The sequence below is a fragment of the Parabacteroides sp. CH2-D42-20 genome (assembly GCF_003670185.1).
Lineage (GTDB): Bacteria > Bacteroidota > Bacteroidia > Bacteroidales > Tannerellaceae > Parabacteroides > Parabacteroides distasonis.
Window position 1 is genome coordinate 83,489 of the sequence record NZ_RAYG01000016.1, and the last position, 14,822, is coordinate 98,310.

Below are 14,822 nucleotides of genomic sequence, written 5' to 3' on the forward strand. Positions count from 1 at the left end.
TATATGTTCATTTTAATGCCTGTCATTTTTGTCTTAGGAATCCTCGCTATTGCCTTGGAGGATAAGATCAAAATAAATAAAGCGGCCATAGCGTTGTTCATGGCTATCTCTATGTGGATGATATTGATGTTCGATGCCTACAATATTTTCGTCGAACGCTCTAGTACGATCTTTCAAGAGTTCTTGACCCAGAACCCGGAGATGGCCAGCTTGCCCCCGCATGAGCAATTTATTAATTTTATATCGAACCGTGCGATTGTTTATCATTTAGGAAACGTCTCCGAGACGCTTTTCTTCGTGATGTGTTCCATGTTGATCGTGGATATCGTGGATAAGCATGGTGGTTTTAGGGCCGTGACCGGGTATATCCGTACGCCGAATAAACGTAAGCTGTTGTGGTATATAAGTTTCGCTACTTTTTTCTTCTCCGCCTTGTTGGATAACTTGGCAGCCGCTATCGTGATCATGGCGGTGTTGCGTAAGCTGGTACCGGATCGTACGGATCGTTTGAAATATGCCTGTATGGTGATTATAGCGGCGAACGCCGGTGGCTCATGGTCGCCGATTGGTGATGTGACGACCATCTTGCTTTGGGTCGGAAAGAATATCTCGGCGATGCACCAGATCTCTCACGTATTTATCCCCGCTTTGGTTAATATGTTGGTGCCGTTGACGATCGCCCATTTCTGGTTGTTCAAGAAAGGATCTACCTTGCGTGTGTTGAGCGAGGAGGAGCAAGGCGACGAGTACATACCAGAGATACCGAACCGCTCACGTCGGATGATCTTTGTGATCGGCGTGCTTTCCTTGGCGTTGGTGCCTGTCTTCCAGATGGTGACGAACTTGCCGCCGTTCTTGGGCGTCTTGCTGGGATTGGTGATCCTTTGGTTCTATACGGATTTGATGTATAGCAAGCTGCATATGCATGAGTCCCAGAAACTCCGTATTTCCCAATTGTTGCCGAATATCGATTTGGCTACGATCTTCTTTTTCTTGGGGATCTTGATGGCCGTGGGAGCATTGGAGACTTCCGGGCAGCTAGGGATCATGTCCGCTTTCTTGGATAAGCATGTGCATGAGCCGTATCTGATCAGCTTCGTGATCGGTGCCTTGTCCTCCTGCGTGGATAACGTAGCCTTGGTAGCTGCTACGATGGGTATGTACCCGATCGTGGAGCAGGTGGCCGACTTATCGCCTTATGCCCAGTTCTTCGTATCGGACGGTGGTTTCTGGACCTTCTTGGCTTATTGCGCCGTGACGGGTGGTAGCATCTTGATCATCGGATCGGCTACGGGCGTTACGGTAATGGGATTGGAGAAGATCGATTTTATGTATTATACGAAACGGTTCTCTATCTTGGCGTTGATCGGCTATTGTTGCGGCGCCGGTGTATATATGCTTTTATTTGCTTAAAACTTTATTTATATGAAGAAGAGTTGGATTTTATTAACCGCTTGCGCCGCCCTGTTATCCGGGGTGGAGGCTATCGCCTGTACCGGTTTGCTGGTGGGCAAGAAGGCTTCGACAGACGGTTCGGTAATGATTAGTTATGCGGCGGACTCGCATTCCCTGTATGGGGAGATGTATCGTTGGCCCGCCGCTACATGGCCGAAGGGCGCCATGTTGGAAGTGAAGGAATGGGATACGGGGAAACCGCTGGGCAAGATCGCCCAAGTGGAGAAGACCTATTCCGTAGTGGGTAACATGAACGAGCATCAGGTGGCTATCACGGAGAGTACGTTCGGAGGACGCCATGAATTGGTGGATACGACGGGTATCATGGATTACGGTAGCTTGATCTACATCGCTTTGCAACGTTCCAAGTCGGCTCGTGAAGCGATCAAGGTCATGACGGACTTAGTAAAGGAATATGGCTATTACAGCAGTGGCGAGACGTTCTCTATCGCCGATAAGAACGAGGCTTGGGTGATGGAGATGATCGGCAAGGGACCGGGTAACAAAGGTGCCGTTTGGGTAGCGATCCGCATCCCGGACGATTGTATCTCGGCGCATGCCAACCAGTCCCGTATCCAGCAGATACCGTTTGACGATAAGGAGAATTGCATGTACTCGCCGGATGTGGTTTCTTTCGCCCGTGAGAAAGGATATTTCAAGGGAAAGGACGCTGATTTCAGTTTCGCCAAGGCTTATTGCCCGTATGATTTCAGCGCCTTGCGTGGATGCGAGGCTCGTGTATGGTCTTTCTTCCGTAAATATGATACCACGATGGATCAGTATATGGATTTTATCAAGGGTGATCCTTCCAAGGAGCCGATGCCTCTGTATGTGAAGCCGAATCGTAAGCTTTCCGTTCAAGACGTACAGAATGGCATGCGCGACCATTACGAGGGAACGGATCTGGATATGACGAAAGATGCCGGTGCCGGCTCGTATAAGGTTCCTTACCGCTGGCGGCCGATGACGTTCGAGGTAGACGGGCAGGAATATACGAATGAACGTGCCATAGCGACGCAACAAACGGGCTTCGTGATTGTTCCACAAATGCGTAACTGGTTGCCGGACGCTATCGGTGGTATCTTGTGGTTTGCCGTGGACGACGCTGATATGGCGGTCTTCACTCCTGTATATGCGTCGGTAACGGATGTTCCGGAGTGCTATCGGGTGGGAAACGGCGATTTGCTGAACTTCTCTTGGACTTCCGCTTTCTGGATTCATAACTGGGTGGCTAATATGGCTTACCACAAATATAGCTTCATGATTCAGGATATCCGTAAGGTACAGCAGGAGTTGGAGAATGGTTATCAAGAGACCGTACCGGCTATCGATAAGGCGGCTCAGGAGTTGTATGCCAAGGACCCGGCGGAGGCTGTCAAGTTCTTAACGTGGTATAGCACGACTAATTCAGACTCCGCTACCGCCCGCTGGAAGCAATTGGGTGAGTATTTGCTGGTAAAATACATCGATGGAAACGTGAAGAAAGAGGTGAACGGACAGTTCAAGCGTAATCCGTACGGCCAGCCTGCGTCTCCCGATTTTCCCGGATATGACGAGGACTATTACCGTAGCATCGTGAAGAGTGCCGGCGATCGACTGAAAGTAAAATAAATACCAATAATAATCTAATGTTGAACTAAACGAAAGAAAGCGTATGAAAAAGTTTGTAATGATGCTGATGTTAGCAGTCTTTAGTCTGGGAGCTTATGCGCAGACGCAGCAAGGACAATCTGCCGTGGGATTTAACATCGGTTATGGATTCGATTCGAAGAATGCCACGTTAGGAGTTGATTACCGCTATTGTATCACGGATGCGGTACGTTTGAGCCCCTCTCTTACTTATTTCGTAAAGAATGATAATCACAGCACTTGGGCGATCGACTTGAATGCTCATTATGTAGTGAAGTTAAGTGAGATGTTCGGTTTTTATCCATTAGCGGGGCTTAGTCTGTCCTTTTGGAATTGGGATGCGGGCCATGGCCTTTCTCATAACGAGACTCGTCTGGGAGCCAATATCGGTTTAGGCGGTGAGGTTTATGCTACCGACAATCTTTCGATAGGATTGGAGGTGAAGTATAATATCATCAAGGATTTCGATCAGGCCATGCTGGGTGTTCGCGTAGGATATAGTTTCTGATCCCAATATAGTCACAGCCCCACGGCAGTACTGCCGTGGGGTTACACCAGTACTGCTTCCGGCTCTCGCCGATACTGGTGTAGCCCATTGACGGTACAGGCGTTTCCTTTATTCCTTCATTCCTTCACCGGCTCCTACACACACACGCACGTATACGCATACGCGTATTATTAATGTACGCATACATGTGTGTGGGTGTGTGTAAAGGGGTAGGTGAAGGAATGAAGGAAATAATCATTTCCTTTTTCTCGATTGCTTACCATCTCAAATAATCCTCGAACGTGACTTTCTCGAAATTGGGGATTACCTCATATACTTTATCTCTTAAAGATTCCGCCGGATTCGTCGTACTTAACCCGATGACACGCATCCCTGCGTCCTTCCCGGACTGTATGCCGTTGAAAGAATCCTCGAATACGATACAATCCTCGGGAGATACGTTCAAGTCTTTCGCCGCCAATAGATAACACATCGGATCGGGCTTACCTTGCGTGATGCGGTCGGCGGTCACTAGGGTATCGAATAGATTGTCCAGATGTAGAAGCCCGAAAGCCCGTTTCACCTTCGCGTTATCCGAGCTGGTAACCAAGCCTATCTGTACGCCGTGCTCCTTCAGCATACGGATGAACTCGATGGAGCCGGGCATGGGAGGCAAGGGCATCGTCTTCTCATACTCTGTAGATTCTTTGGTCACCATTTGGCGGAACTCCTCCGTATATCCGGAAAAATACTTCTCCAGAATATACGGTAGGGTCGTACCCTTTATAATATCAGCGAAATTATCGATACCTAAGCCATAACGTTTAGCGGCATCGTTCCAGAATAAATCGTAAATAGGTTCCGTATCTACTACTACGCCGTCAAAATCGAACAAGGCGGTCTTTAGTTGTTTCATATAAATAATCGTTTAATATTTATATCGCGAAGATACGTCTATTTTTTATGAAATCGATTATCTTTGTGGACGCACACATTGCTTGATTATATACATTAAAAATAAATAAGACATGAAGACACTAGTAATTTGTACCGCCATGAGCGCTATGATCCTTTGCGCCTGCGGTGGAAAAAACACGCAAAGTACGGAAGAGACAGCTAAGGTAGTACCGATGGCCGTAATTACACCGGCGATCAATCAATTGACCGACCAAGAGAAAGCCGAGGGTTGGGCGCTCCTTTTTGACGGTAAGACAACGAAAGGTTGGCGTGGAGCGCACAAAGACGCTTTCCCGGATCACGGATGGATGGTGAAAGACGGCGAATTGATCGTGCAGAAATCCGACGGTAGCGAGTCTACGAACGGAGGCGATATCGTTACGGAGGATGAATATTCCGCCTTTGAGTTCAGTGTGGATTTTAAGATCACCGAAGGGGCCAACAGCGGTATTAAATATTTCGTGACCGAGCAAGAGAAGCAAAAAGGCTCCGCTTACGGCTTGGAGTTCCAGCTATTGGATGACGCTAAGCACCCGGATGCCAAGCTTTACACGACTTTCCCCGGTAGTCGTACCCTTGGAAGCTTGTATGATCTGAAGAAAAGCGAGAACATCCATTTCAACGGCGTAGGAGAGTGGAATACGGCCGTGGTGAAGGTATTCCCGAACAACCACGTAGAGCACTGGCTGAATGGTGTGAAGGTATTGGAGTACGAGCGTGGCAGCAAGGAGTTCCGTGATTTGGTGAAGGGCAGTAAATACGCTGATCCTTCTTATAATGCGGGTGGTGCTTTCGGCGAGGCTCCGAAAGGACACATCCTTTTGCAGGATCATGGGGATGAGGTAGCGTTCCGCAATATCAAGGTGAAGGAGTTGAAATGATCGCCTCGTGACTAATTTTTCGTAACAAAAGAGTACCGATTTAAAAAAAGTTGTTACTTTGCGGCGAATTTAGACTACTAACTTTAAAAGATAACAGACAAATACCATGATTTGGAACGAAACTATTGAATGTATGGACCGTGAGGAAATGCGGAAACTACAGAGCCTACGGTTGAAAAGAGTTGTTGAACACGCTTACCATAACTCCCCGTTTTATCGTAAGAAAATGCAGGAGATGGGCATTACTCCCGACGATGTACAGACAATAGATGATATAACGAAATTACCGTTCACGGTAAAACAAGACTTGCGTGATAATTATCCTTTCGGCTTGATGGCCGTGCCGATGTCCGAGATTGTCCGTCTGCATGCCTCTTCCGGTACGACAGGTAAGCCTATCGTCGTGGGATATACCCGTAAGGACTTGGGTATCTGGGCCGAGGTCGTGGCTCGCTGCCTGACCGCCTACGGTTTGACAAAGAACGACTCCGTGCAAGTATCCTACGGCTACGGAATGTTTACCGGAGGCTTGGGTGCCCATGCCGGAGTGGAGAATATCGGTGGTACGGTGATCCCGATGAGTAGCGGTAATACCCAGAAACAAATCCAGTTGATGCACGACTTCGGGGCGAAGGGTTTGGCTTGTACGCCTTCTTACGCCTTGTATCTGGCGGAGACCATCCACCAGTCCGGTATTCCCTTGGAGGAATTCCAGCTACGTGTCGGAGCGTTCGGTGCCGAGCCTTGGACGGAGAATATGCGTAAGGAATTAGAGACGAAACTAAATATCAAGGCTTACGATATTTATGGCTTGACGGAAATCTGCGGTCCGGGCGTTGGAGGCGAGTGTGAGTGCCAGAACGGTACCCACCTGTGGGAAGACCATTTCTTCCCGGAGATCGTGGACCCGAATACCTTACAACCGGTGGAACCGGGACAAGTAGGAGAGTTGGTCTTCACCACGCTTACGAAGGAGGGTATGCCGATGCTTCGTTACCGTACACGTGATTTGACCTCGCTGACTTACGAGAAGTGCGCCTGTGGACGTACGGCGGTTCGTATGGGACGTATTTTAGGTAGAAGTGACGATATGTTGATTATTCGTGGCGTAAATGTTTTCCCGTCTCAGGTAGAATCCGTAATTTTGGAGCTGCCGGAGTTTGAGGCGCATTACCTGATCGTGGTGGATCGTATGAACAATACCGATACCTTCCAGATACAGGTGGAGGTTCGCCAAGAATACTACTCGGACGAGATGAACAAGATGATCGCCTTGAAAAAGAAGATCGCCGCCCGCATGCAGAGCGTGATCGGTTTGCAACCGGACATCAAGATCGTGGAGCCGCGTAGTATCGAACGTAGTATGGGTAAGGCAAAACACGTGATCGATAAACGTAAGTTAGTATAACCTCTAAAAGATTAAGTACTATGTTAATAAAACAATTATCAATCTTTCTGGAAAACAAGAAAGGCCGTTTTACGGAAGTCGCCAAGATATTAGGGGAGGCAGGGGTCAATATGTCCGCTTTTACGGTAGCCGAGAATTCCGATTTCGGTATCCTTCGCCTAATCGTATCCGATACGGAGAAAGCGATATCCGTGCTCCGTGAAAAGTTATACGCTGTAAGCGTGGCCGACGTGGTATGCTTGCATTGTCCCAACCAGCCGGGAGCCTTGGCAAAGGCGATGGATATCATTACCTCGGCCGGGATCTTCATTGAATATATGTACGCTTTTTCTCAAGGCGACGCTGCTAACGTGATCATCCGTCCGGACGATGTCAATAAGTGCGCGGAGGTTTTGAAAGCGAATAAATTGGAATTGATCGCTGCCAGCGATTTATATAAGTTGTAAATATTAACGTTTTGGGTTTCATTTATTCGCCTAAAAGCACTAATTTTGCACGCTAAAAGTATGTGAATGAAAAAGGTTGTATTTTTACTGATGATGATGACAGTACTATTATCCTCTTGTGGAGAGTATAATAAGATACTGAAGAGCACGGATTACGAATTGAAATATTCGTACGCGAAGAAATACTTCAACGCGAAGCAATACTCGAAATCCGCTACTCTGCTGGATGAACTGGTTACAATCTTTAAAGGAACAGCTTATGCCGAGGAGTCCTTGTACTTGTTGGCGCAAAGCTATTACGGTCAGAAAGATTATCAGACGGCTTCGCAATACTTCGAGACCTATTATACGACCTATCCGAAAGGGGAGTTTACGGAATTATCCCGTTTCTATTCCGGTTATGGTTTGTATCTGGACTCTCCGGATCCCCGGTTAGACCAGTCGCAGACGTATAAGGCGATCGAGCAGTTGCAACTTTATTTGGAGTATTATCCGCAAAGTGAACGGGCCGAGGAAGCGCAGAACATCATGTTCGAGCTTCAGGAGAAGTTGGCTTACAAGGAATTGATGGCCACTCGCTTGTATTTCAATCTAGGTACCTATATGGGGAATAACTTCCAGTCTTGCGTGATCACGGCGCAGAACGCCTTGAAGAATTACCCGTATTCCAAGTATCGTGAGGAATTCATGTTCCTTATCATCCGTGCGAAGTACGAGTTGGCGCTAGTATCCGTAGAGGAGAAGTTGCAGGGCCGTTACCGGGATGTGGTTGACGAATATTACAACTACATGAACGAGTATCCGGAAGGTAACTACGTAAAGCAGGTAACGAAGTTCTACGACTATGCCAGCAAGCGAATTACAGATGCATATTAAGCGAATTTAATCAATAAAACGAAAATGGATTACAGAAAATCAAACGCTCCTACCAATACGGTAACCCGTGACATGATGAAGTTAAGTGAAGAAACGGGTAACGTATATGAGACAGTCGCTATCATTTCAAAACGGGCGAATCAGATTAGTGTTGAGATGAAACAAGATCTGGAAAAGAAACTTCAAGAGTTCGCTTCTTACAATGACAACTTGGAGGAAGTCTTTGAAAACCGTGAGCAGATCGAGATTTCACGCTACTATGAGAAACTTCCGAAATCAACGTTGATCGCCGCTCAAGAGTACGAGGATGGCAAGGTTTATTACAAGAATCCTGCTAAAGAGAAGAATAACTTCTAAGAAGAAATATTTTTGAACATCGGAAAGGCTGACCCTCAAATGAGTCGGCCTTTCCATTTAAAACGAACTAATTACCATGTTACAAAGAATACAAACTGTTTACCTGCTAATTATCGTGGCGCTTACGGTCGCTACCTTATTCTTGCCGTTGGCCGTGTTGCAACAAGGAGACGCCCTCTTCTCGTTCGATGCTAGCGGGTTGAGCACGATGATCGGTGAGCCGGAATTACTATACCCGGCGTGGGGCTTATTTGCCTTGACTGCTATCATCGCTATCATTGCCTTGGTGACGATCTTCTTATATAAGAAAAGAATCCTGCAAATCCGTCTTTGCGTGTTCAACGCATTGCTGATATTGGGCTTTTATGGTTTCTTCGCCTTCTTGATCTATTCCTTGAAGGGGGATATGGAAGGTGCCAGCGTAAGTGTTAAGATCGCTCTTTCCTTCCCGTTGGTCAATCTGATCTTGGATTATCTGGCGATCCGTAATATCGGGGCCGATGAGGCGCTGGTACGTTCTTTGGATCGTTTGCGTTAAGGCTTTCCAGATAAATCATTGGGTATAAGATATTAGGTAAGGGACTCTTTTTGTCAAGGGCCCCTTATTTTATGTCCGGAAAAGTATAATACATAAGACAATATTATTTTGTATATGAAACAATATTGTTTTTCGGTGAAATATATCTACTTTCGTAGAATACAAATATCCGTTACCAATCATGAAGAAGACTCAGCTTATCCCCATCGCTTTATTGTCGGTATCGGCGGTAGCGAACGCCCAGAATACCAGTTGTCCCCCGAATATTATCCTGTTCTTGGTGGATGATATGGGATGGGAGGATACGTCCTTGCCTTTCTGGACTCAAAAGACGCATTATAATGAGGTATATGAGACCCCGAACATGGAACGATTGGCGAAAGAGGGCATGATGTTTACCCAAGCCTACGCTAGCAGTATTAGCTCGCCTACCCGTTGCAGCTTGATCACGGGGACGAACGCCGCCCGTCACCGGGTTACGAACTGGACACTTTTTAAGGATAAGACGACCGACCGGGAGAGTGATGTGCTTACCCTGCCGGATTGGAATTATAACGGCGTGGCCCAAGTGGGCGGGACGAATAATACGTTTGTGGGTACTTCATTCGTGCAGATATTGAAGAATAACGGATATCACACGATCCATTGCGGCAAGGCGCATTTCGGGGCGATCGATACCCCGGGGGAGGACCCGCATCATTGGGGATTCGAGGTCAATATAGCCGGGCATGCCGCCGGAGGTCTCGCCAGTTACCTCGGCGAGAATAATTACGGGCATACCAAGGATGGTAAACCTTACGCTCCGAACGCTATCCCCGGATTGGAAAAGTATTGGGGAAGCGACACCTTCGCTACGGAGGCCTTGACGCAGGAGGCGATCAAGGCGTTGGACAAGGCTAAGAAATATAACCAGCCGTTCTACCTATATATGTCACATTATGCGATCCATATCCCGATTGATAAGGACAAGCGTTTCTACCAGAAATATATCGATAAGGGGTTAACGGCTAAAGAGGCGGCTTACGCTGCCTTGATAGAGGGTATGGATAAGAGTCTGGGCGATTTGATGGACTGGTTGGAGAAGAATGGCGAGGCGGATAACACGATCGTGATCTTCATGAGCGATAACGGTGGTCTTTCCAGCGAGCCCGGATGGCGTGACGGCGAGATCCATACGCAAAACTATCCCTTGAACAGTGGTAAAGGCTCCGCCTATGAGGGAGGAGTCCGTGAGCCGATGATCGTGCGTTGGCCGGGGGTGGTGAAGCCGGGAAGCAAATGTGATAAATACTTGATTATCGAGGATTTCTATCCTACTATCTTGGAGATGGCAGGCATAAAGGGGTATAAGACCGTACAGCCGATAGATGGCGTCAGTTTCATGCCTTTATTAAAAGGTACGGGAGATCCTTCCGTGGGACGTAGCTTATTCTGGAACTGCCCGAATATATGGGGTAATGACGGGCCGGGAATCGGTCCGACTTGCTCGGTTCGTAATGGAGACTGGAAACTGATCTATTATTACGAGACGGGGAAGAAGGAATTGTTTAATATCACGGAGGATATAGGGGAACATAATGACGTGGCAAGGCAGCATCCCGATATCGTAAAGCGTCTGTCCGGGGAATTGGGTACGTATTTACGGAAAGTGGACGGGCAACGTCCGTCGTTTAAGGCGACAGGCAAACCGGTTCCTTGGCCGGATGAGATATATTAATTAAAAAAAGAAAGAGCATATGGAGTTTTACAAAGCGGAAGAGAATCGCTATGCGGATATGATATATCGGCGGTGCGGACGGAGCGGTATCTTATTGCCGGCCGTTTCCTTGGGATTGTGGCACAACTTTGGTAGTGTGGATGTGTTCAGTAATTTTATCCAGATCGCTCACGCCGCATTCGATCATGGCGTGACTCATTTCGACTTGGCGAATAACTATGGTCCGGCCTACGGATCGGCGGAGGAGAATTTCGGCCGGATATTGAAGAAGGGCTTGGGCGCTTATCGGGATGAGATGATTATCTCTACGAAGGCGGGCTACGATATGTGGCCGGGACCGTATGGGAACTGGGGAAGCCGTAAATATTTAATGGCTAGCTTGGATCAGAGCTTGAAACGGATGGGACTGGAATACGTGGATATCTTTTACTCCCATCGTCCGGACCCGGAGACTCCGATCGAGGAGACGATGGGGGCCTTAGCTGATATCGTCCGGCAAGGAAAGGCTTTGTATGTAGGTATCTCCAACTATGACGCGGACCAGACCCGTAAGGCCTTGGCCGTACTGAAAGAACATAAGGTGCCTTGCCTGATTCACCAAGCCCGCTATTCGATGTTCGATCGTTGGACGGAACCGGATTTATTGCCTGTATTGAAGGAAGAGGGTGTGGGTATGATAGCGTTCTCGCCGTTGGCGCAAGGCTTGCTTACGGATAAGTATTTGCGTGGAATCCCGGAGAATTCTCGTGCGGCGAAATCGACCGGCCATTTGCAGACCTCTCAAGTTACCCCGGAGGCCGTGGAAAAGGCCCGTAAGCTAAACGAGGTAGCCGCCCGCCGTGGACAGACCTTGGCGGAGATGGCGCTCGCTTGGTTATTAAAGGACGAACGGGTAACTAGCGTATTAATTGGCGCTAGCTCTGTCGCCCAATTAATGGATAACCTGAAGGCGTTAGATAATATCTCTTTCTCCGGGGAAGAATTGCAGGAGATAGAGAACATCTTAATATAACGTGAATCGTATCCGATTGTAGAGACGGGGCGTGCCCCGTCTCCGCAGCCTGTACAAATTTTAGAATAAATGAAACCGTTCTTATATCAAGTAGCGTCTCTTTTTTACGAGAAATGGGGAGCGGAGGTCAGTCGTCTGGCCTTTGTTTTCCCAAACCGGCGTACGGGACTTTTCTTCCAGAAATATCTCTCGGAGGTAGCCGATATTCCCCTTTTCTCTCCGACAATCCTTACGATCAACGATCTCTTTATCCAGTTGAGCGGAAAACAATCCGCCGACCGGATCAGTATGCTTTTTACCCTGTACGACATCTACATCCGCCAAAGCGGTTCCACCGAGACTTTCGATGAATTCCTGTATTGGGGCGAGATGTTGCTCAACGACTTCGACGATATCGATAAGTACATGGCAAATGCCCGCATGCTATTCAGTAACGTGACGGACCTACGGGAGATAGAGAATGATTTCGATTTCTTAAGTGATGAGCAGATCGCCGCTATCCGTAGTTTCTGGTCCAGTTTTTATCCCCGGGGCGATACGCCGAACCAGCAACAGTTCTTGGCGGTCTGGCAAGTGCTATACGATCTCTATGAGGAATTCCGTGCGACCTTGGCCGCCGAGGGAAAAGGCTACGAGGGCATGATCTTCCGGGAGGTCGTGGAAAGCATGGAACGGGGCGAGTCTCCGGATTTACCTTACGAGCGAATTGTCTTCGTCGGTTTGAACGCCTTGTCCGTATCGGAAGAACGTTTCTTAGCCCAGTTGCAGAAGCGGGAGATAGCGGATTTCTATTGGGATTATGTATCCGATAAGGTAACCGATCCGGATAATAAGGCTTCTTACTTCGTCTCCCGTAACCTGAAGAGCTTCCCTTCCTCGATGAAATTACCCCCCGAGGAGAAGGTAAAGACCGAGATCGAGGTGATCGGCATCCCTTCCGGTATCGGGCAGGCCAAGCACGTCTACACCCTGTTGAGCGATTGGTGCAAGGAAGCGGAGATGAGCTCGGAAGAAGCCCTGCGTACGGCGGTGATCTTGCCCGATGAACATCTGCTGATCCCGGTGCTGAACGCCATACCGGAGCAAATCCGGCGCATCAACGTCACGATGGGTTATCCCTTGGCGGGAACCCCGGTCGCCTCGTTGATCGAGTATATCTTGGCGTTGCAGAAGAACGTACGCTACATAGACCGGAATCCGCTGTTCTATTTCCGTGACGTGCTGCCGGTATTGAACCATCGCTATATCCTCTCCACCTCACCGGAGATTATTTCCTCCTTGGTGAAAGAGATCACGGAGAACAACAAGATCTATATCTCGCATACGGAGTTAGAGAAAACGCCTTTGCTAGAAATCCTGTTCACGCCGGTGACCGGGGTGGAGGCCTTCTCGGACTATCTGATCAAGGTGTTGGAAGAGCTGAACAAGGTTATGTCCGCCCTTTCCGATGAAGAAGAGGAGGACGCTACCCTACGGACGAACGATTTGGAGCAAGAGTTCATCTTCCATTATTTCACCACGGTAAACCGCATGAAAGAGGTAATGAAAGACGCTCGTATAGAGATGAAAATAGATACCTTCTTCCGCCTATTGAAGCGGGTAACCGATACGATCACGATCCCTTTCCACGGCGAGCCGCTTTCCGGCCTCCAGATTATGGGTGTGCTCGAGACCCGTGCCCTGGATTTCGACCGTCTGATTATCTTATCCATGAACGAGGGTATTTTCCCGCAGCGGAAAGCGGCGAACTCCTTTATCCCTTATAACCTACGCAGAGGTTTCGGGTTGCCTACCTACGAGCATCAAGATAGCGTATGGGCCTACCATTTCTATCGTTTGATAGAGCGTGCCAGCCACGTGAGCCTTTTATACGATACCCGCAGCAACGGATTGCAGACGGGAGAGGTAAGTCGCTTTGTCCACCAGTTGCATTATCATTATGAGGTGCCGATGCGAGATAAATTGGTGGTCTATAACGTATCTTCCTCCAAGACCCCGCCATTGGCCGTGCCGAAAAGGGAGGATATCATGCGCCGTTTAGACGCTTACCGGAAAGGGGGGAGCAAGGCGATCTCGGCGAGCGCTATCAATACGTATCTGGATTGCCCGTTGAAATTCTATTTTTCCGTCGTGGAAGGCATTCGAGAGGAAGAGGAGGTGAGCGAGACGATCGAGAGCGATGTATTCGGAAGCATCTTACATAAAGTGATGGAGGAGCTTTACAAGCCGTTCCAAGGGAAGATGGTGACCGTGGATTTGCTGAAAGCGATCCGTAAGGATACGGCCTTGCTTACCGGAGCTATCGCCCGGGCTTTCGCCAGCGAGTTTTTCAAGACAGAGGTGGTTCGCTCCCTTACCGGACAAAACTACCTGATCGGCGAGATGATCCGCAAATACGTGGAGAAGATCTTGGAGCGTGACGGCAAGCTGACCCCTTTCGTTTACATCGAGTCCGAGCGTAAGATAAACGGCTTGATCAGCCTTTCCGACCATTCCGAGATCCGGTTGAAAGGCTTTATCGATCGTGTGGACGAGGTTCGCGACGCCATCCGTATCATCGATTACAAGAGCGGTAGCGGAACTACGACTTTCAGTAGTATCGAGAGCCTATTCAACAAGGAGGAGAAAGATCGTGCGAAAGCCGTGATGCAGGTATTCATGTATTGCTGGATGTACGCCCATCTCACCGAGAACAAGGGAAAGACGATACAACCGGGCATTTATTACGTCCGTTCCCTCTTCGCCGATCCGTTCGACCCATCTGTCTACCATCGTATCGAACGGGGGAAGTCGGAGAAGGTAGAGGATTTCTCCGGTTATGCCCAAGCGTTCGAGGAGGGGTTGCGGGGCTGCTTGGACGAGATCTTCAATCCGGAAATTCCCTTTACGCAAACCCCTACGGGGAAGGCTTGCTCTTATTGTCCGTTCAAGGGTATTTGCGGTAAGTAGCATTTGTCCCGGTACTTCTGGGAGAGTACCGGAGTACTCCTTGTAAAGTACTGTGGTATTTCTCCGGATAGTACTGGAGTACTCCTTACAAAGTACTGCGGTACCTCTTA

Annotated in this window: 13 protein-coding genes; 12 read left to right on the plus strand and 1 reads right to left on the minus strand. The window is 48.5% G+C overall.

The window, feature by feature from the left end; translation table 11 throughout:
* Positions 1-3: 3 nt before the first annotated feature.
* Genes nhaD through D7V92_RS11480 form a run of 3 tightly spaced genes read left to right on the plus strand, consistent with a single transcriptional unit; the run spans position 4 to position 3,592 of the window.
* Positions 4-1,413 (plus strand): sodium:proton antiporter NhaD, encoded by a 1,410-nt coding sequence (gene nhaD / locus D7V92_RS11470; protein WP_005856736.1) that lies wholly within the window; start codon positions 4-6, stop codon positions 1,411-1,413.
* Between the two features lie 12 nt (positions 1,414-1,425).
* Entirely contained in the window at positions 1,426-3,066 is a 1,641-nt protein-coding gene (locus tag D7V92_RS11475; protein WP_008772095.1) for a dipeptidase, read from the plus strand.
* 43 nt (positions 3,067-3,109) lie between these two features.
* Entirely contained in the window at positions 3,110-3,592 is a 483-nt protein-coding gene (locus tag D7V92_RS11480; protein ID WP_008772096.1) for a porin family protein, read from the plus strand.
* 256 nt (positions 3,593-3,848) lie between these two features.
* Here the strand turns inward: D7V92_RS11480 and D7V92_RS11485 are convergent, their stop codons facing one another.
* Positions 3,849-4,487, minus strand: a complete 639-nt coding sequence (locus tag D7V92_RS11485) for an HAD family phosphatase (RefSeq protein WP_005856741.1) — start codon at positions 4,485-4,487, stop codon at positions 3,849-3,851.
* A 112-nt stretch (positions 4,488-4,599) separates the two neighbouring features.
* Here D7V92_RS11485 and D7V92_RS11490 point away from each other — a divergent pair, with 112 nt between their 5' ends.
* From D7V92_RS11490 to D7V92_RS11530, 9 genes are all read left to right on the plus strand, one after another.
* Positions 4,600-5,409 carry a DUF1080 domain-containing protein gene (locus D7V92_RS11490; RefSeq protein WP_022192133.1) on the plus strand — a complete coding sequence of 270 codons (810 nt, stop codon included), beginning with the start codon at positions 4,600-4,602 and terminating at the stop codon, positions 5,407-5,409.
* A 106-nt stretch (positions 5,410-5,515) separates the two neighbouring features.
* Positions 5,516-6,817 (plus strand): phenylacetate--CoA ligase family protein, encoded by a 1,302-nt coding sequence (locus D7V92_RS11495; RefSeq protein ID WP_008772099.1) that lies wholly within the window; start codon positions 5,516-5,518, stop codon positions 6,815-6,817.
* A gap of 20 nt (positions 6,818-6,837) precedes the next feature.
* Entirely contained in the window at positions 6,838-7,263 is a 426-nt protein-coding gene (locus tag D7V92_RS11500; RefSeq protein WP_005856748.1) for a hypothetical protein, read from the plus strand.
* Between the two features lie 66 nt (positions 7,264-7,329).
* Entirely contained in the window at positions 7,330-8,139 is an 810-nt protein-coding gene (locus D7V92_RS11505; RefSeq protein ID WP_005856750.1) for an outer membrane protein assembly factor BamD, read from the plus strand.
* 24 nt (positions 8,140-8,163) lie between these two features.
* Positions 8,164-8,496, plus strand: a complete 333-nt coding sequence (locus D7V92_RS11510) for a DNA-directed RNA polymerase subunit omega (protein WP_005856752.1) — start codon at positions 8,164-8,166, stop codon at positions 8,494-8,496.
* Between the two features lie 76 nt (positions 8,497-8,572).
* On the plus strand, positions 8,573-9,034 hold the full coding sequence (locus D7V92_RS11515) for a DUF4293 domain-containing protein (protein WP_005862150.1): 462 nt from the start codon (positions 8,573-8,575) through the stop codon (positions 9,032-9,034).
* Positions 9,035-9,215: 181 nt separating this feature from the next.
* Positions 9,216-10,751: a sulfatase gene (locus tag D7V92_RS11520; RefSeq protein ID WP_121772911.1), complete on the plus strand. Its 1,536-nt coding sequence runs from the start codon at positions 9,216-9,218 to the stop codon at positions 10,749-10,751.
* A gap of 19 nt (positions 10,752-10,770) precedes the next feature.
* Positions 10,771-11,763: an L-glyceraldehyde 3-phosphate reductase gene (gene mgrA / locus D7V92_RS11525; RefSeq protein WP_008772101.1), complete on the plus strand. Its 993-nt coding sequence runs from the start codon at positions 10,771-10,773 to the stop codon at positions 11,761-11,763.
* A 69-nt stretch (positions 11,764-11,832) separates the two neighbouring features.
* Positions 11,833-14,712, plus strand: a complete 2,880-nt coding sequence (locus tag D7V92_RS11530; RefSeq protein WP_121772912.1) for a PD-(D/E)XK nuclease family protein — start codon at positions 11,833-11,835, stop codon at positions 14,710-14,712.
* The last annotated feature ends 110 nt before the right edge of the window (positions 14,713-14,822 follow it).